This window comes from Aliiglaciecola sp. M165 (assembly GCF_007197995.1).
Classification (GTDB): domain Bacteria; phylum Pseudomonadota; class Gammaproteobacteria; order Enterobacterales; family Alteromonadaceae; genus Aliiglaciecola.
The window spans coordinates 290,137-307,805 of record NZ_VKKH01000005.1; the positions used below are offsets into that span (position 1 = coordinate 290,137).

Genomic DNA, 17,669 nt, shown 5'->3' on the forward strand with positions numbered 1-17,669 from the left:
CCTACAAGGAGAAGAGAAATGAAGTATTCATTATTACCACATCAGACCAACCGCTTATTTATGACGGATGGTGGCTTAGAAACCACAATGATTTTTCACAAAGGATTGGAACTACCTTACTTTGCATCCTTCACTTTACTCAATGAGCCAAAAGGACGAGACCAACTCATGGATTACTTCCATGGTTATTTATCCGTTGCTGAACAGCACGATTGTGTGATGATTTTGGATACACCAACCTGGCGTGCCAATGCTGATTGGTGCGAATTGTTGGGTCTGGACGCAACACAAGCGCATAGGATCAACACTCAAGCTACAGCGTTGATGCAAACGATTCAAGCAGGCGCGCCCCGTACTCCAAGTATCATCAGTGGTTGTATTGGTCCAAGGTATGATGGGTATTCAGCCATTCAACAAATGGATCAGATGGACGCCTTTTATTACCATTTACCGCAAATTGAGTCGTTAACTCAGGCAGGGGTCGATATCATTAGTGCGTTAACCATAAATTATGAGCAAGAGGCGATAGGCATGGTTAGAGCGGCGCAAACGTGTAACATTCCTATTGCCATTTCATTTACAACGGAGACGGATGGTCGTTTGCCCAATGGTTCTAGCATTGAATCGGCGATTGAAAATGTCGACAAGGTTACCGGCTATGGTCCGGCGTACTATATGATTAACTGTGCTCATCCGCAGCATTTTCAACAAGCGCTGGCTGCGGGAGAGGCATGGACGAGGCGAATTCATGGTATCAGGCTCAACGCATCGAAAAAGAGCCACGCTGAACTCGATGCCTGTGAAACTCTTGACGATGGAAATCCTGAAGAATTAGCCCAACAGGTAAAAAGCTTGAAAAGCATTCATCAAGGGATCAATATTGTCGGTGGGTGCTGCGGCACTGATACTCGCCATTTATCGGCCATGCTTAATCTTTGTGCCTAAAGGTTTGCCTTAAGTGTGTCATTGGAGTGATATGTTGTGGTTGAAAACTCGCCACGCAACTTTTTCACTGACACGACGTATATAGCAACAAGCATATCGTTTAATCACTGATTAGAGAATCAAGATAAACATGACTAACGCGACAGAACCGGAAAGGCTACAACAATTGCTTGCTCAATGTGCATTGGGCAATCAAACGGCCTTTGCGCAATTATATGAGTCCGTCTCAGGCAAACTTAATGGGATTGCTTACCGTATCCTTCACAGTGTCGACTCCGCAAACGAAGTATTGCAAGAAGCCTTTGTTCAGATTTGGCACAAGGCCGGGGAATATCGCTCAGACAAAGCCGAGCCGATGACCTGGATGGCTTCGATTGTGCGCTATCGCGCCTACGACAGGATCCGTTTTGAACAACGTCGAATTGAAGGTGCGCAGGTGCAAGCCGAATTAGATAATTTCGAATCGATTGCCGATAGTAGTCACGATCAGCCACTGATGTGCGAATTTGGCCAACAATTGGAAGATTGTCTTGCCACATTGGACAGCAGCCAGCAAGGGTCGATATTGATGGCTTACTATTATGGGTTTAGTCGTGAAGAAATATCCGAGCATTTCAAAACTCCGGTAAACACTGTCAAATCATGGTTACGTAGAGGAATAGTGAGGTTACAACAATGTCTGGAAAAATAAATCAACAAGACTTTGCTCGCTACTTCTCATCGGAAGTAGTCGACCATTTGGCATCCAACTATGTGATGGGAACATTGACAACACGAGTTCGTAATCGCGTTGATGCCTTGCGCAATGGTTTTGAATGTAGGCATATCAATGAACGAATTTTGTTTTGGGAAAACCGTTTGTCACCGTTGGACGAAAAAACCCCCGAATTAGCCCCTAAAGCGCAAACCTGGCAAAACATTCAAGCACAGCTCAATATGACACCACAAGTGGCTTCGGGTAGCGTACAGGAGACATCAAAGAAATTTGATTGGTCGTCTTTGTTTTTATATCGCTGGGCAACCGCTTTCTCGTTAATGCTGGTGGTGATTGTCGGTGTTGCAGTGATGCAAAAACCCGAGACTGTCGGCAATTTGAGTTATGTGGCGGTACTGGCAGATGAGAACCAAAAACCACAAGTCGTAGCAGCGACTTACGGTGATACTCAGACTTTAATGTTGGATATTCTTGAACTGCCAGAGGTCGAGGAAGGCGAATCCTTCGAACTTTGGGTGACCTCAAAAACTGACAGACAAACACGCAGTTTAGGCGAGATACCTATTGGTCAATCTAGCTTTAATCGACAACTCACCGATGCGGAATGGCGATTAATCAAAGATTCGGATTCACTGCTAATTTCAATTGAAGAGATAGGCGGATCGGCGATGGGTGAACCAACAGGAGAAATCGTTTCGAGCGGTCTATGTATTCGTCTCTCGGCATGGCAACAGCAAGACCAAGCATAATGATGAAATTCCTTATTGCTGCTATTGCATGTTGCATGTTGTTGCCAAGTATTACTGCAAAGGCTGACGGATTAACCGTAGAGCCAACAGCCAGATATCGTTTTCAACAAGTTAATGATCCAATAAGGGGAGATGCACAAGCGAGTACCTTAAAGGTTCGTCTAAGTGCAGCTTGGAAAGATCAAAGCCCCGTATCTGCTTTTGTGCAAGCTGATTATGTTGAAGCCTTTAATGAGAATGGCTTTAACTCAGTGACCGTGACCCGAAATGCCAGTCCTATTCCTGATCCACCTGGAGGTGAACTCAATCAGGCCTGGCTGCAGTACACTGGAGAGTCTAATTGGTACCTGCGCGCTGGTCGACAATGGTTAAAATTTGATAACGAACGCCACGTCGGCACCATAGAATTCTGGCAGAACGATCAAACCTTTGATGCATTGTCGCTTGTGTACAACGACTCATTAAATTGGGACATCTCATTGGTACATATTGAACGCGCTCATCGGATTTTTGGTGACGACGCAAAAGCCCGATTACCGGAGAATGACATTCGATTTGAAGTTAATCCAAACCGCCCCGTGTTTGAATTGGGTAATCATGATCATAACAGCCACATTATAAATGCTCGTTACTCTGCTGACCGAAGACTAGCGGTTACCGCCTACGCCTATTTGTTAGAAAACGAATCGGCACAGCGATTATCGACGAATACTTTTGGTGCGCGGCTTAGTGGCGAGTTCAAACCTGAAGCAATCAAATATGCGTACACAGTCGAATTTGCCAAACAGAAAGACAGTGGTGACAACCCTTGGCAGTTGGATGCTAACTACACGCTTGTTGAGCTGAGCGCCCAATATAAAAGTCATCAATTGATGATTTCCCATGAACGTTTAGGTGAAAGCAATGGATTTGGTTTTGCGACATCATTAGGCACAAATCACAAGTTTTTGGGTTGGGCCGATGTGTTTACCAACTACATATCGACAGGGGGTATCCGCGATACCTTTTTCACCTATCGAGGTCGCGCCGCAAAACTACGCTGGCGCATTGTCGCTCATCAATTCAGAGATGATGGCAGTGGTGACATTGCTGGTAACGAGCTGGATCTGGAACTCGGTTTTCGCTTCAATCGACGGTGGGAAGGCAAATTGATTGCCGCAAAGTATTTCGCTAAAAACGGGATTCCAACCTTACCCGCTTCACAACAAAACCTAAGCACCTGGTCATTGTCGCTCGCCTACAATTTCTAACATCAAGTTGGGAGCTCATACCAATCCACATAAAGAAGTGATCAGTCAGAATGCGCCCAGCGGTTTTTGAACAAAGCGGCGCTATGCCCGAAGGGTGGTTCCCTTTTAAATAGCGACAATGCAGGTCAAAAGCCGCTGGGACATTCCCTTCGGGCGAGATTTAAATGGGCGTACTCAGCGTCGCTTGAACTTAAAAGAGCCCCACTCTTGATTCTTTCAAGCGCCTTGATTACGCCCATTTACTTTCTCGCTGCCTGACCACTTCTTTATGTGGATTGGTATTAGTCACTGCCAGTCGTCTGCATTGCCGTCATGACTGATCACAATCCCGGTCTGTTCGTCATAAAAATCGTAGAGCTCGTCTGGCATAGGATTTTGTTTAACATCTAGATATTCAAGTTTGCTTAGTCCGGTAATTTGCAAATCTTCTAATTGGTTGTCAAATAAATGCGCTTCGCGTAACGAAACTAAGGATGTAATGTCGAGTACGGTTAACTGATTCTGCATCATTCTTAATTTTTGCAACGAAACCAAGCCTTGCATATTGATTGAGGTGAGGTTGTTTTTAAATAGAAAAAGTGTCTTTAACTCTCCCAACCCGCTTATTTGCAAGGAGACTAAATCATTGTTAGCAAGATTAAGCATTTCCAACCGGTTTAGCTGGGTTAAGTCTGCTTCTTCAATGCGGTTATTGAATAATGACAAACTTTCAAGATTGATAAGTTGTTGGATGCCATCAAGACTCTCGATACCTTGGTTGTGGCATTTCAGTTTAGTGATTTGTTCAACACCCGTTACACCTTGTTTTGATAAGGCTGCCTGGATACAGGCTTTAAGTGCCGGGTCTTTGATTTGCTCGAGAGGCGACCCGTAGGCCTGTAACCAGCCTATCGACAGAGCTAATCCTAGCGCGACCCAAAGTTGCTTGGTCTTCAAATATTTTTCCCTTTGTTGAATTCAAATTAGAACATAACTGACTAGAGCACAGATTAAGACCATGACCAATCACAAATTACTCCACATAAATACAAATTTATATTGAATTGTCTGTCGAGATATTTCATATTTGTTGCTGAATGTTACAAAATATTTCAATAATAAAAACGATAAAGAGAAATTCACTATGTCACTGACCCAATTTGATGTGCAACCTTTGTTTGCTGTTCCCTATTTTCGAGCCAGCCTTGCTGATGCCATTTCCAAGGAGCAAGTTGAATACATCAAGAGTTTTAAAATGCTCCCGAACAAGCAAAACCTCATTTCAGAGAACCTCTCTATATTTGAGGACCCCAAATTAGCCAGCATCAAAAAAGCTGTGCAAGAGGCACTCGATGTCTATGCCAAAGAAGTGATGGGGATCAGTCAGAAATTATATGTGACCCAATCCTGGTCACTGATCAATCAGCCTAACATCGGTATGCACACCCATTCTCACTCAAACTCTATTGTTTCGGGTTCTTTATACTACGCAGAATTGCCATCGCCAGCGTCGAGAATGATCTTTGATCGTCATACCACATACCGTCAATTGGTTATTAATCCGGCACAAGACAAACAAAACATCTACAACACGCCACTAAATGTTGTGACCCCAAAAACCCATGAAATATTACTGTTTCCATCTGATCTTACTCATCAAGTGGAACCTAACATGTCTGATAAACCACGTTACTCCATTGCCTTTAATTGTTTCATAAAAGGAAAATTGGGTGACTTCAGAGACGTATCTCATTTAGTGTTGTAACAACGAGATTAGAGCGTGTTTCGAAAAAGCACCTCTTTTGCAGGTGCTTTTTTTGATTTCACTGATATCATTTAAAAGATGCTGCCCGGCGCGTTTACCAAAAAAGAATGCCTGATGAAGCAGTCTCGCTGATTACTTTTAGTTTGTGACTTTGTCGGCTCGAACCTTCTTACCTGCGAAGTAGGTTAGCGGCCAAATCAACACGAATATCCATCCTGACGCTTGGCCATTGAAAGGTGCCGGAACAATCCAAACGAGTAGTATCGACAAGACACAAATACCCACCACAATGAAAAACTCAATAATCCCAAGATAAGTTAATTTAATTTCCTGTTCATCCAGCGCTAGTTCCTTATGCAAACGGTATGCTTTGTAATAAAACCAGGCAAAACAAAGGTGGATCGCCAATATACCACCAGCATAAAAGCTGTGAATGATGCTGTAGCGTTCCATCGTAAATCCGTCTATTTCTATCCCTAAAGGCACATCGAGGCCAAGAAACAGATTGAAGAATAAAAAATTTATAACAAAACTGACCGCCCAACGAAACGGAAAGACAAAAAACAGAACAAGGAACATCAATAGGCCATTAACCACAACTATCGACATATTATTCAAGCCATAGCGCCTAAAAAATACGTAGTGGTGATACCAAATTGAAAACAAAAAAATAAAGGCAATACCAAATGCGGGAAATTGCAGGAGAGTGTTGATCAGTCCGTCAAAACTTTTGGGGACCTCGAGCGATACAATCAACAATGTCATAGCAAATGCAAATACTGCGTCAGATAGACCCTCTATGCGGGAAACGTCCCCTCCTCGCCATCGAAAACCGGGATCATCTCCAAAACCTTTCTCGCCTAGTGTCTTACGCATTTAAGAAACCTAAACTATTGTTTATAAAAACATTTGCATTGGATGTTATGCAAGTTTAGTTAATCATGACCAAGTTGCCAGTATCGAGTTTAAGTATATTTGACTGATACCCTATTCGACGAACAAAACAATCGAACCGAGTCAACAGGATTGGCAAGCTGGAAACTTGCTATAAGAACTTAGATACTGGTGGTTCAAAAATGTCAGGTTTTGTTGAGACCTCAGCTGAGGCTTGGAGGTATTCGTTCAACATGTTTTAACCACTGCCAATCCGCTATAACCTGAGAAGCATATTGTTTGGAGGAGGATTGCAATTGTGACTGAACCTTGGGCAATGCCACAAGCATAGCATGCTCGAAGCTTAGTGAACGGCGATCACCACGGCAGTGAGCTAACGCCAAGGCGACGCCGCATGCTCTAGCGTATTGCACAAACCCGCCGTCGTGGGTATTAATATGACCAATACCAATGTGTTCAGGATCAATACCTACTTTGGCGTGATGGCGTGATCGAATTAACCAGTGTTGGCCTTGCCAATAGGCCTCATCTACCAATATATCGGGTTTGCGTTGCATTAACCGTTGACAGCGAGCTGTTAGATGAGCCGGGTTTAATTTGTTTTGTACTGCAATGTCAGGGAAGTAATAAAGCGGCGCTGCCTCGCGTTGTTGTTTGACTTCAACAACGTGGCATAATTTTAAATCTACTAAGTTTGTCAAATTCTCTGGGCCAACTAAAAAGTAAAAGCGTTCCATATTAACCGAACCGGTTCCTGATCCCTGGCGAGCAACTATATCCAAAATGGAGTCATTCATGTATGGTGCAAAAGCCGTCTTAATTTGGCTAAACTCCTCCTCTGCCAGAGGAAGAAACTTGTCTTTAAGCTGTCGAAACATAAGAGGGATATTATCGATATTGATAGCTTTCGCTAAAGAGCTCTTTACTAAAAAATGCTCACTGCCAGCTGCTCGCTTTTTTGCTTTTTTAAAGCGTTTGACCAAAGCCGATGGTGATTCGAAGTCGTTGAAAACCTGATCAAGATGATTGTTATCTTCATCGCCCTTCTGACATACACTCATATAGCCATCAAAAAAAGCATGGATTGCCTGTTCACTCAACCCATCACTAACTGCCGGTTCTGCCGATAAAAGCCTATCTGAAAAAATTTCGCCTTTCACTAAGCGCTGACAATGGTCAGCACATAAACGCAAGCTCACGCAAAATCGAAGCAGATCCCATAACGGATTGCCAAAACAGGCGTCGTCAAAATCGTTGATGGCAAATATCACTTCATCACCGTGAGAGCCCTCTTCTGTAAAAAATCCAAAATTGGACGTATGACAATCTCCCATCACTGTTGTAATTGGCATTTGCACGGCAGGAAAATCTATAATTTGAGCTTGGATATCGGCATAGAATAATTGTGAGGAACCACGAAAAAACACAAAAGGACTGGTTGTCATTTTAATATGTTTGGGCAACCCAGCACCTGGACCCACTCCATCAATTCGCTTCAAATGCATGCGTAAAAAAGCGTTTCTATCAGTCATAATTTTTCTACGGATCCAAAGTGACTTTGAGTGGGATGTCACAAGTGTAGTTGATATGAAATACCTGAAAAAGCCTCTTGGTTACTATTTTTCCAACACTCGTTTAAGAAGTAAAACTTTCTCTGAAGAAGTATATTGCAATAGCCAGACTTTCAAGTCGATAAAGCTGCTGCAATACCCGGCAATACGACATTCTAATTTTGATATTAATCTTTGCAATGGTAGTCTTTAGTGACGTGAGACTTAACTTAATTGTAGAAAGCTCCAAATGACCGTTCGAGCACTATTCTTTTTTCTTGTTGCTCTTGCACAACTGAGCGCCCCCTTGCTCGCGCAAAATATTAATGAAAGATCATCAAATAGCGACAATACAATTCTATTCCCAAGAGTTAAAGACGCTGCTTTGTATCAAGATCAGGCGAATTATTACTTCGAACTTTTAGAGCTTGCATTGGAACGCGCTGATGTGAACTACAAAATAGAAATTGTCCCGATCCCAACGATGGCGCAAAGTCGCAGCTTACTCAATGTAGAGCAAGGTGTTTATGACCTGCACTGGGGAGTTACTTCGACGGAGCGAGAGCAGGCATTGCTCCCTATCAGAATTCCTTTGTTACGCGGGTTACTAGGGTTGCGAATCCCTCTGGTTAATGAACGAAGAAAACGGCTGTTAGAGAAAGTCACACAATTATCGGATTTCAAAAATGTTTATTTTGGTCAAGGTCACGATTGGATTGATACACAGATTTTTAAACAGCACGGTTTGCGCGTGATTGAAGCGTCCAACACAAAAGCTTTGCATGAGTTACTAAATAAAGATCGTATTGATGCCCTGCCGCGTTCAATACTAGAAGTTTGGTATGAGCAAAAACATATGCAACACACCAATGTCTATGTTGACCAGCACATCGCGTTTTTCTATCCACTTCCAACCTACTTTTTTGTCAGGAAGGGTGAAGATGAAATTCATCAACAGTTGACGATAGGGTTGAAACGAGCCATTGAAGACGGCACTTTTTTGTACCTTTTTAACAAATACTTCGAAGATGACATTCAAAGAGCAAACTTAAAAAACCGTCGGTTGTTTCGACTCAACAATCCATTTCTACCTGCGCTAACACCACTTGATGATTCGGCGTTGTGGTTTGATTTTCCTATCAATGATTAGGTTGTCAGACCGTAATGCGAATGTCCAATTATTGGGGTCACTTCAATTTGTGGCGTTTTTCTAATAACAATATAGAAATGTAGCGTGAGCGATTAAGCTCTTTTAAAGCACATATTGTTAAAACCAAGCATTGGCACTAATACATAGATATTGGATAAGTCTATTTCTCAAGATTGATTATCATCGATTTGCTCTGGATTTACTTCAACAATCTTGAATGAAGTGCCTTCATCACCTTCAAAAAGCACGCTGCACTCTCCCCAAGAAGCAGGGACCGACCACATCGAATCCTCTTTAAACGTAAATTTTGTTCGTTTGCTCTGACATCGAATATCAACGGTTTCCAAGTTGCCATTTAACTCAGACACACCAAATGAGTTTCGATATAGTTTGTGAACTTCCACACCTCGCGACCCAATCTTTTGATTACGAACCAATAGCTGATCACTATTCATATAATTTTCGAGCTTTTTGGCGGTTTCAAGTAAATTCGCGCTTATTTTCTGTGAGTTAGGACTATCCTCAATAATTTGGAAGGTATCTAACGCATCGGTGTAAAGCTCGCTTTTCAACTGCAATATAAAAATTCGCTGTTGACTCAACAAGAAGTTATCACTACCCAGGTATTTATCTCCATCGTTTGAGGAAACCGCACGACTGAGGCTTGATAACTCGCGACTCTCGTCTTTAAGCGCTGAGGCGACTTTAGCATCTAACATCCAAAACCAAGCATTTTCATACATATTCCATATTTTACGTGATTTCATTTTGCTTAGGACGTCATCGGCTTCAACAAAATTTCCCTGCTCCAAGTAATCGCTGGCCTTCATATACATGGCCCTAAATCTTTTCCTTACTCCGTCGCTACCATTGTTTAAAACAAAGTCCATTTGCACTTTCATCTGACATTGTTGGATTGGTTCGCCGTCACGCATTGCAGGAGAATATTGCCATTTTTTAATCGCTCTAAGAGTCGCTTTTTCAAAGTCTTTTACACCAGAAGAATCAATAATTACCGGATCAATTACTTGACCATTATTATCAATCACATAACTCACCTGAACCCATCCTTCCTGGCCACGACGGGCTGACTCCTCTGGGTATCTTGCTGCTTTTCTCTCAAGAGGTTTAGCTTCGACCATTTCATATAACAATTCGGACGATGGAGAGTCACTTTTCGCGACAGAAATATTGATTGAGGCGGTAAACGCCACTAAAACCGCAATGGAAAATTGGGCACAACGCATGAACATTCCTTTGTATAGATTGGACAGATTAGAGTTCAAGATAGCAACGGATATATCGACAAGGCAAGCACTTTTGGTTACTCCATACAGTGCACCTTAGAGCACTTAACATAAAAAAAACGCTCATCTAAAGACGAGCGTTTTTAGTGCAGGCTTATTTGTTGACTATTTTCTAGATAGTCTCATCGAACCCAATAGTCCTGCCAAAAAAAGTATAAAAATAGAAGGCTCAGGTATTTGCGTATTACCAATCAATAGATTGTCCAGTTCAAAATAACCTTCACGCACATCTGACAAACCATCGATCCCGATATTTACCAAGCGAACACCAATTGTTGATGTTACACCAAAAAAGCTGTCAAATGACCCATCATTAAAAGCAAATGACCGAGGTAAAGCAAACAACTCAGTTGTATCATCCGCATAGGTAACTAAGGCTGAATACAAGGTATCCCCGCCATTTAAAAAATCAAAGCCAAAACCATAAACACCACCGCCATTTGACACAGACGTGCTTTCAAAATTTAAAGCAAATGAACCATTGCAGCCGGCACAATAGGTTCCGCCTCTGGTGACAACGTTCAGGTCGTTAAATCCTGTACTTTGATATTGAGTTTCACCCAAAACCGCAGACATTACAGCATTTGATTGAATAAATTCGTAAGCGTCATTGCTATAGTCATCGAATACGATTGAATTAAGCTGAGCACGAAAGTCGGTTACATTCGAATAAATCACTCCCGCTAATGATTGCGACGAACAGAGCGCCCAGAAAAACCCACATGCCAATATTTTTTTCATTCTTACTTCCTTACCTCGAGAATAAAATGACCCAGTTATGTATTCCGGGACTAATGAATAAATTTGTTAATGCGATGCATTTGCAAGTATCATACCGAGATAATTTTCCATGACTTTCAATTAGTTAGGGCATCCTATCAATTCAATTGCAAAAAGAACTGACAGTGAATTGTCTACGTTTTATCCACCTCGGGCTCAACGAGGTCACTGACAATCACTTTATTTTCGACTCAATATCGAATTGGTTGCTTCGGGAAGGCTTGTTTAATGCGATTTATCAACTGAGGTGTAGTCTTTTTATTTGCCGCCAAATAATAGCGTAAACTCAAATCACTTAAGGTCAACTTTTCTTCGTAGAGGTTGACGTCAATGTTGTTTCGATTCGCTTGGACCGCAAAATGTGCATGGGTGCTTACCATTAAACCCAATTTATCATTGAAAAATAGTTTTTCAATTAGCAGCCAATCGGAAGATATTAAGAAGTGCTCGCCCTCTTCAAATCCCAATTTTTTAAAGTACTTATGAGTAATATCATCTTTGGTGACAGCAATTTTAAACGCAGCGACATCTTCTTCCCTTTTCAGTTGTATATCTTCTCTGCTTTTAAGACCGAATAACGAGTAAGTGGCCGTTGCCATGGGTGCAACCCAGGTAAATTGTTTTTCACGCTCAGGTGTGCGGACGATGGGGAATATAAAGGTGTTTTGTTGTTCTGAGGCAATCTTGAAAGAGCGAGCCCATGGATAAAGTTCTACACCCGGAAAAGGTAAGTTTGATTGCGTAAATACCTTTTTTAGCTGCTCAATATTTTTGCCTACTACCTGCTCACCGTCATAGTACTGATAAGGTGGCATCACTTCGGAGACCAATCGCAATTTTGGTAAATCCTGAGCTATCCCTAAGCAAGAAAAAACATAGATCAAGCCGACTACAAGACGCATAAATTCAACAACAAGACAAAATATAAAGGTAGCAAACAAATCTATTTTTTGAAGTACAAAAGTGACAATAATTAGCTTAGTTAAAGCACTTAATTTGTCACGCGGATCAAAAAAGGCGCGTCTCTTGCGAGAAGCGCCTTTTTTACTAAAGTCTAAAGCCTATTAAGCTTGAGCTTTGTCTACTACGTCTACCAACATCCAGTTTTTGGACTTAGACAAAGGACGACATTCACGAATTGTTACTACGTCACCTTCGTTACATTGGTTAGATTCGTCGTGAGCGTGAAGCTTAGTAGAACGCTTTTGGAACTTCCCATAGATAGGGTGTTTTACAAAACGTTCTACAACAACAGTGATGGTTTTATCCATCTTGTTGCTTACCACACGACCGCGAACTGTACGAATTTTTTGTTCAGTCATTAGCTATCAGCCTTTTCAGTCAGAATGGTTTTAACACGCGCGATGTTACGACGCACTTTACGTAGTTGGTCAGTTTTTTCCAACTGGCCAGTACTGTGCTGCATACGTAGGTTGAATTGTTCACGAAGCAAGTTAATTAGCTCTGCGTTCAACTCTTCTACGTTTTTTTCTTTCAGTTCAGTCGTTTTCATTACATCACCGTCCGAGTTACAAAGGTTGTTTTAAATGGCAATTTAGCCGCTGCCAATTCAAACGCTTCGCGAGCCAATGCTTCTGGAACACCTTCCATTTCATATAGCACACGACCTGGTTGAATTTGGCATACCCAGTACTCAACGTTACCTTTACCTTTACCTTGACGCACTTCTAGAGGCTTCTCAGTAATTGGCTTGTCAGGGAAAACTCGAATCCAAATTTTACCTTGACGTTTAACGTGACGAGTCATAGCACGACGTGCTGCTTCGATTTGACGTGCAGTCATACGACCACGACCAATCGATTTCAGACCGTAAGTACCGAAACTAACTTTACCGCCCGCAACTGCTGTGCCGCGGTTGCGACCTTTATGCATTTTGCGGAACTTCATACGTTTAGGTTGTAACATAACTATTAGCCCTCACGCTTAGCAGAACGGCCTTTCTTCTTAGGTGCTGGAGCAGGTTGCTCTTGTGTAAGAGGCAATCCGCCTAATACTTCACCTTTGAAGATCCAAACTTTAACGCCGATGATGCCGTATTGAGTCAAAGCTTCAGATGTTGCATAGTCGATATCAGCACGGAAAGTGTGTAGTGGTACACGACCTTCACGATACCATTCTGAACGTGCAATCTCAGCACCGCCCAAACGACCGCTTACTTCTACTTTGATACCCTTAGCACCTAGACGCATTGCGTTTTGAACAGCACGTTTCATTGCACGGCGGAACATAACACGACGTTCCAGCTGGCTAGAAATGCTGTCAGCAACAAGCTGGCCATCTAGTTCAGGTTTACGCACTTCAGCAATGTTGATCTGAGCTGGCACACCGGCTAGCTTAGATACGTGCTTGCGAAGCTTCTCTACATCTTCACCTTTTTTACCGATAACAACACCAGGGCGAGCAGTGTGAATAGTCACACGAATGCTTTTTGCTGGGCGCTCGATAACGATTTTAGATAGAGACGCGTTTTTCAATTCTTTTGTTAGGTATTTACGTACCTGATGATCATTAAACAGGTTGTCTGCATATTCCGCTGTGTTAGCGTACCAAGTAGACGTCCATGGTTTGCTGATACCCAGGCGTATACCTGTAGGATGTACCTTCTGTCCCATTACAATCTCCTAGTCCGCTACTACAACAGTGATATGACTGCTGCGTTTAAAGATACGATCAGCTCGGCCTTTGGCTCGGGTCTTGATACGCTTCATAGTTGGGCCTTCATCAACAAAGATTTTTGCGACAGTCAACTCATCGATGTCTGCGCCTTCGTTGTGTTCGGCGTTCGCAATCGCAGACTCTAGTACTTTTTTGACTAGAGCAGCGCTTTTCTTAGGACTGTAAGACAGAACTTCAAGCGCCTTTTCTACGTGTAAACCGCGAATTTGATCTGCTACCAAGCGTGCTTTTTGAGCCGAAGAACGGGCAAAACGATGTTTAGCTAAAGCTTCCATAATTTTTCCTCTTATCTCTTCGCTTTCTTATCCGCGACATGGCCGCGGTAAGTACGCGTTGGAGCAAATTCGCCCAACTTATGGCCAACCATTTCGTCACTGACGAAAACAGGAACGTGCTGGCGACCGTTATGGACCGCAATGGTCAACCCAATCATATCTGGGATGATCATGGAGCGACGAGACCAAGTTTTAATTGGTTTCTTTTCGCCCTTTTCCACTGCAGCCTCTACCTTCTTCAGCAAGTGCAGGTCGATAAATGGACCTTTCTTGAGAGAACGTGGCATGGTGAATCCTCGCTGTTACTTGTTACGACGACGTACGATAAGCTTATCGGTACGCTTGTTACTACGGGTTTTCTTACCCTTAGTCGGGACACCCCAAGGTGTAACTGGATGACGGCCACCAGAGGTACGACCTTCACCACCACCATGTGGGTGATCTACTGGGTTCATGGCTACACCACGAACTGTTGGGCGGATACCGCGCCAACGTGTTGCACCAGCTTTACCTAGTGAACGAAGCATGTGCTCTGCGTTACCGACTTCACCAATGGTGGCGCGGCAATCAGCCAATACTTTACGTACTTCACCAGAACGCAGACGAAGTGTTACATAACCTTCGGCACGCGCTAAGATTTGTGCATATTGTCCTGCTGAACGAGCCATTTGCGCGCCTTTACCAGGCTTCATTTCAATGGCGTGTACAGTTGTACCCACTGGAATGTTGCGCATAGGCATTGCATTACCCGCTTTAATTGGCGCATCAGCACCAGACTGGATAGCCTGACCTGCTTGAGCACCTTTCGGAGCAAGAATATAACGACGCTCACCATCAGCATAAAGCACAAGTGCAATGTTAGCTGAACGGTTAGGATCGTATTCCAAACGTTCAATTTTGGCTGGAATGCCGTCTTTGTTACGTTTGAAGTCAATAATACGATAGTGCTGTTTGTGTCCACCACCAATGTGACGCACGGTAATGCGACCATTGTTGTTACGACCACCAGACTTACTGTTCTTTTCAAGCAACGGTGCGTAAGGCGCGCCTTTATGTAGATCAGGGTTTACAACCTGAACTACGTGACGACGACCTGCAGAAGTCGGCTTAGCTTTCAATAATGGCATATCTAATCCCCTTCCTACTCTGCGCCACCGACGAAGTCGATGTCTTGACCTTCTTTAAGCACTACATATGCTTTTTTCCAGTCGCTACGCTTGCCAAAAGACTGACCGTGACGTTTGGTTTTACCCTTCACGTTCAAGGTACGAACATTGTTTACTTCAACTTCGAAAAGTTTTTCAACAGCAGCTTTGATTTCAGCTTTGTTCGCGTCTTTCACGACTTTGAACACAACAGTGTTGTTGCCTTCAGCAGCCATGGTTGATTTTTCAGAAACATGTGGTGCAAGTAGCACCTTTAGTAAACGCTCTTCAGAGATCATGCTAATGCCTCCTCTAGCTGTTTAACCGCATCGGCAGTGATTAACACTTTTTCGAATGCGATTAAGCTTACTGGGTCGATGCCTTGAACATCGCGAACGTCAACTTTATACAAGTTACGAGCAGCTAAGAACAAGTTCTCTTCTACTTCTGGCGTTACGATTAGCACGTCGTTTAGCTCAAGTTCATTAAGCTTAGCAACCAATACTTTAGTTTTAGGTGCATCAACACCGAATTTCTCTACCACAATCAAGCGATCTTGACGTACCAATTCAGAAAGGATGCTACGGATAGCTCCACGGTACATCTTTTTGTTCACTTTTTGACTGTGATCTTGTGGTTTGGCTGCAAATGCACGGCCACCACCAACCCAGATTGGGCTGCGGATTGTACCGGCACGGGCACGACCAGTACCCTTTTGACGCCAAGGCTTTTTACCACCGCCTCTAACTTCAGAGCGTGTTTTTTGCGCTTTAGAACCCTGACGAGCTCCAGCACCGAAGGCAACTACTACTTGATGTACTAGTGCTTCGTTAAAATCACGTCCAAAGGTCGCTTCGGAGACTTCAAGAGCGCTGTTCGCGTCTTTCAATACTAATTCCATCACTTAACTCCCCAGACGTTACGCTTTAACTGCAGGCTTGACGATAACATCGCCGCCTGGAGCGCCAGGTACGGCACCTTTAACTAGAAGAAGGTTATTCTCAGCGTCAACACGTACAACTTCCAAAGATTGGGTAGTGACTTGGACGTTACCAAGTTGACCAGCCATTTTTTTACCTTTGAAAACTTTACCTGGTGATTGGTTTTGACCAATTGAACCAGGAGCACGGTGAGATATTGAGTTACCGTGAGTCATACGTTGATGGCTGAAGTTCCAGCGTTTAATACCGCCTTGGAAACCTTTACCTTTAGAAGTACCCGCGACATCAACTTTTGTAGTGTCTGCAAAGATTTCAACAGTGATTTCACTACCTACTTCAATGCCTTCACCTTCGTTGCCGTCTAAACGGAACTCCCATAAACCGCGGCCCGCTTCCACGCCAGCTTTTGCAAAATGACCCGCAGCAGCTTTATTAACGCGGTTTGCTTTTTTATCGCCAGCAGTAACTTGCAGCGCGCGATACCCATCTGTTTCATCAGTACGCAACTGAGTAACACGGTTTGGGGTCGCTTCTATAACAGTCACAGGAATAGACACACCATCTTCAGTGAAGATGCGAGTCATACCTACTTTACGACCGATAAGACCAATCGCCATTGTTAAAACCCTCTCTTGTTAGCCCAGGCTGATTTGAACATCAACACCGGCAGCCAAGTCCAATCTCATCAATGCATCAACTGTTTTATCAGTTGGTTCAATGATATCTACCAAACGCTTATGTGTACGAATTTCATACTGATCACGTGCATCTTTATTTACGTGAGGTGAAACCAATACGGTATAGCGTTCTTTACGAGTAGGTAGAGGAATAGGACCGCTAACCTGAGCACCAGTACGTTTCGCAGTTTCAACGATTTCAGCCGTAGACTGATCGATCAACTTGTGATCAAACGCTTTCAAACGAATACGAATTCTTTGATTTGGCATCGATTAAGCTCCAACCGAAAGAACAAAAAAAACCATCCACACCAACCTTCTATTAGGTGGGAGGATGCATGTAAACCGATGACCCCCAATTGGGGTCTTGTTCATAATATTTTCAGGACTTAGATGACGTTTCTGCTTGCGCGTCGCGTTATCCGTCGTTCCGAAAATCACTACCCATCTGGGCAAGTGGGCGCGAATTATACATGGATTGGCAAACTATGCAATGACTAATTGTCTTTAATGTGTTCAATTTGCAAATACGTAAGTAGATTCTGTTACTGTGGGGGCAGATCCATGAAACGAGAGCAAGTTTACCTCTACTAATGCAGATGGCGGCATTTTAATCAGATTTTGAGCACTAATGACAAGGCCAGTTTCACTTTTCGCCACCATACCGTATATTATATTTACCGTGTCGGGCTTGAATTTTTGATGTATAAGTGAAGACAAACAATACTTGGCCGTACACTATTTTAAACCGTGATAATTCCGTTGACTGTCATCTACAAGAAAAACATGGGTTTTGTTAACGATTACACTCGGTTATAGTTAGGTTTGGAACAATAAATTGATGTAGTAC

General features: G+C 43.0%; 23 protein-coding genes. 6 read left to right on the forward strand and 17 right to left on the reverse strand.

The window, feature by feature from the left end; translation table 11 throughout:
- Nucleotides 1–18: 18 nt before the first annotated feature.
- From FM019_RS11430 to FM019_RS11445, 4 genes are all read left to right on the forward strand, one after another.
- Nucleotides 19–945 carry a homocysteine S-methyltransferase family protein gene (locus tag FM019_RS11430; protein ID WP_143836068.1) on the forward strand — a complete coding sequence of 309 codons (927 nt, stop codon included), beginning with the start codon at nucleotides 19–21 and terminating at the stop codon, nucleotides 943–945.
- A gap of 130 nt (nucleotides 946–1,075) precedes the next feature.
- Entirely contained in the window at nucleotides 1,076–1,636 is a 561-nt protein-coding gene (locus tag FM019_RS11435) for a sigma-70 family RNA polymerase sigma factor (RefSeq protein WP_143836069.1), read from the forward strand.
- On the forward strand, nucleotides 1,621–2,409 hold the full coding sequence (locus FM019_RS11440; RefSeq protein ID WP_143836070.1) for an anti-sigma factor domain-containing protein: 789 nt from the start codon (nucleotides 1,621–1,623) through the stop codon (nucleotides 2,407–2,409). The genes FM019_RS11435 and FM019_RS11440 overlap by 16 nt, the downstream gene beginning before the upstream one ends.
- A complete protein-coding gene (locus FM019_RS11445) occupies nucleotides 2,409–3,659 on the forward strand; it encodes an alginate export family protein (protein WP_185969262.1) in 1,251 nt (416 codons plus the stop codon). Before FM019_RS11440 ends, FM019_RS11445 begins: the two co-directional genes overlap by 1 nt.
- A gap of 285 nt (nucleotides 3,660–3,944) precedes the next feature.
- Here FM019_RS11445 and FM019_RS11450 read toward each other — a convergent pair whose 3' ends face one another.
- Nucleotides 3,945–4,595, reverse strand: a complete 651-nt coding sequence (locus FM019_RS11450; protein WP_143836072.1) for a leucine-rich repeat domain-containing protein — start codon at nucleotides 4,593–4,595, stop codon at nucleotides 3,945–3,947.
- 187 nt (nucleotides 4,596–4,782) lie between these two features.
- Between FM019_RS11450 and FM019_RS11455 the strand changes: the two genes are divergently transcribed.
- Nucleotides 4,783–5,403: a TIGR02466 family protein gene (locus FM019_RS11455; RefSeq protein WP_143836073.1), complete on the forward strand. Its 621-nt coding sequence runs from the start codon at nucleotides 4,783–4,785 to the stop codon at nucleotides 5,401–5,403.
- Nucleotides 5,404–5,541: 138 nt separating this feature from the next.
- On the opposite strand, the gene FM019_RS11460 is transcribed toward FM019_RS11455, so the two are convergent.
- A complete protein-coding gene (locus FM019_RS11460; RefSeq protein WP_143836074.1) occupies nucleotides 5,542–6,279 on the reverse strand; it encodes a TMEM175 family protein in 738 nt (245 codons plus the stop codon).
- Between the two features lie 221 nt (nucleotides 6,280–6,500).
- Complete coding sequence (locus FM019_RS11465) at nucleotides 6,501–7,829, reverse strand: DUF2252 family protein (protein ID WP_143836075.1); 1,329 nt, start codon at nucleotides 7,827–7,829, stop codon at nucleotides 6,501–6,503.
- 268 nt (nucleotides 7,830–8,097) lie between these two features.
- Between FM019_RS11465 and FM019_RS11470 the strand changes: the two genes are divergently transcribed.
- Nucleotides 8,098–8,997: a transporter substrate-binding domain-containing protein gene (locus FM019_RS11470; protein ID WP_143836076.1), complete on the forward strand. Its 900-nt coding sequence runs from the start codon at nucleotides 8,098–8,100 to the stop codon at nucleotides 8,995–8,997.
- Nucleotides 8,998–9,164: 167 nt separating this feature from the next.
- On the opposite strand, the gene FM019_RS11475 is transcribed toward FM019_RS11470, so the two are convergent.
- The 14 genes from FM019_RS11475 to rpsJ form a co-directional block, all read right to left on the reverse strand.
- Nucleotides 9,165–10,244, reverse strand: coding sequence for an energy transducer TonB (locus FM019_RS11475; protein ID WP_185969263.1), 1,080 nt, complete (start codon nucleotides 10,242–10,244; stop codon nucleotides 9,165–9,167).
- A gap of 165 nt (nucleotides 10,245–10,409) precedes the next feature.
- Nucleotides 10,410–11,045 carry a hypothetical protein gene (locus tag FM019_RS11480; protein ID WP_143836078.1) on the reverse strand — a complete coding sequence of 212 codons (636 nt, stop codon included), beginning with the start codon at nucleotides 11,043–11,045 and terminating at the stop codon, nucleotides 10,410–10,412.
- A 230-nt stretch (nucleotides 11,046–11,275) separates the two neighbouring features.
- Nucleotides 11,276–11,986: a substrate-binding periplasmic protein gene (locus FM019_RS11485; protein ID WP_143836079.1), complete on the reverse strand. Its 711-nt coding sequence runs from the start codon at nucleotides 11,984–11,986 to the stop codon at nucleotides 11,276–11,278.
- 162 nt (nucleotides 11,987–12,148) lie between these two features.
- Nucleotides 12,149–12,406 (reverse strand): 30S ribosomal protein S17, encoded by a 258-nt coding sequence (gene rpsQ / locus FM019_RS11490; RefSeq protein ID WP_143836080.1) that lies wholly within the window; start codon nucleotides 12,404–12,406, stop codon nucleotides 12,149–12,151.
- Nucleotides 12,406–12,597, reverse strand: a complete 192-nt coding sequence (gene rpmC, locus FM019_RS11495) for a 50S ribosomal protein L29 (RefSeq protein WP_143836081.1) — start codon at nucleotides 12,595–12,597, stop codon at nucleotides 12,406–12,408. Before rpmC ends, rpsQ begins: the two co-directional genes overlap by 1 nt.
- Nucleotides 12,597–13,010 carry a 50S ribosomal protein L16 gene (rplP, locus tag FM019_RS11500; RefSeq protein WP_143836082.1) on the reverse strand — a complete coding sequence of 138 codons (414 nt, stop codon included), beginning with the start codon at nucleotides 13,008–13,010 and terminating at the stop codon, nucleotides 12,597–12,599. The genes rpmC and rplP overlap by 1 nt, the downstream gene beginning before the upstream one ends.
- A gap of 5 nt (nucleotides 13,011–13,015) precedes the next feature.
- A complete protein-coding gene (gene rpsC, locus FM019_RS11505) occupies nucleotides 13,016–13,717 on the reverse strand; it encodes a 30S ribosomal protein S3 (protein WP_143836083.1) in 702 nt (233 codons plus the stop codon).
- 9 nt (nucleotides 13,718–13,726) lie between these two features.
- Nucleotides 13,727–14,056, reverse strand: coding sequence for a 50S ribosomal protein L22 (gene rplV, locus FM019_RS11510; RefSeq protein ID WP_143836084.1), 330 nt, complete (start codon nucleotides 14,054–14,056; stop codon nucleotides 13,727–13,729).
- 11 nt (nucleotides 14,057–14,067) lie between these two features.
- A complete protein-coding gene (gene rpsS, locus FM019_RS11515; RefSeq protein ID WP_014107406.1) occupies nucleotides 14,068–14,343 on the reverse strand; it encodes a 30S ribosomal protein S19 in 276 nt (91 codons plus the stop codon).
- A gap of 15 nt (nucleotides 14,344–14,358) precedes the next feature.
- Complete coding sequence (gene rplB, locus FM019_RS11520; RefSeq protein ID WP_143836085.1) at nucleotides 14,359–15,183, reverse strand: 50S ribosomal protein L2; 825 nt, start codon at nucleotides 15,181–15,183, stop codon at nucleotides 14,359–14,361.
- Between the two features lie 14 nt (nucleotides 15,184–15,197).
- Complete coding sequence (gene rplW / locus FM019_RS11525) at nucleotides 15,198–15,500, reverse strand: 50S ribosomal protein L23 (RefSeq protein WP_143836086.1); 303 nt, start codon at nucleotides 15,498–15,500, stop codon at nucleotides 15,198–15,200.
- The gene (rplD, locus tag FM019_RS11530; RefSeq protein WP_143836087.1) at nucleotides 15,497–16,102 is read right to left on the reverse strand and encodes a 50S ribosomal protein L4; all 606 of its coding nucleotides are present in this window, start codon (nucleotides 16,100–16,102) and stop codon (nucleotides 15,497–15,499) included. The genes rplW and rplD overlap by 4 nt, the downstream gene beginning before the upstream one ends.
- 18 nt (nucleotides 16,103–16,120) lie before the next feature.
- Nucleotides 16,121–16,759, reverse strand: coding sequence for a 50S ribosomal protein L3 (gene rplC, locus FM019_RS11535; protein WP_143836088.1), 639 nt, complete (start codon nucleotides 16,757–16,759; stop codon nucleotides 16,121–16,123).
- An 18-nt stretch (nucleotides 16,760–16,777) separates the two neighbouring features.
- Nucleotides 16,778–17,089: a 30S ribosomal protein S10 gene (gene rpsJ / locus FM019_RS11540; protein ID WP_008845776.1), complete on the reverse strand. Its 312-nt coding sequence runs from the start codon at nucleotides 17,087–17,089 to the stop codon at nucleotides 16,778–16,780.
- Nucleotides 17,090–17,669: the final 580 nt, after the last annotated feature.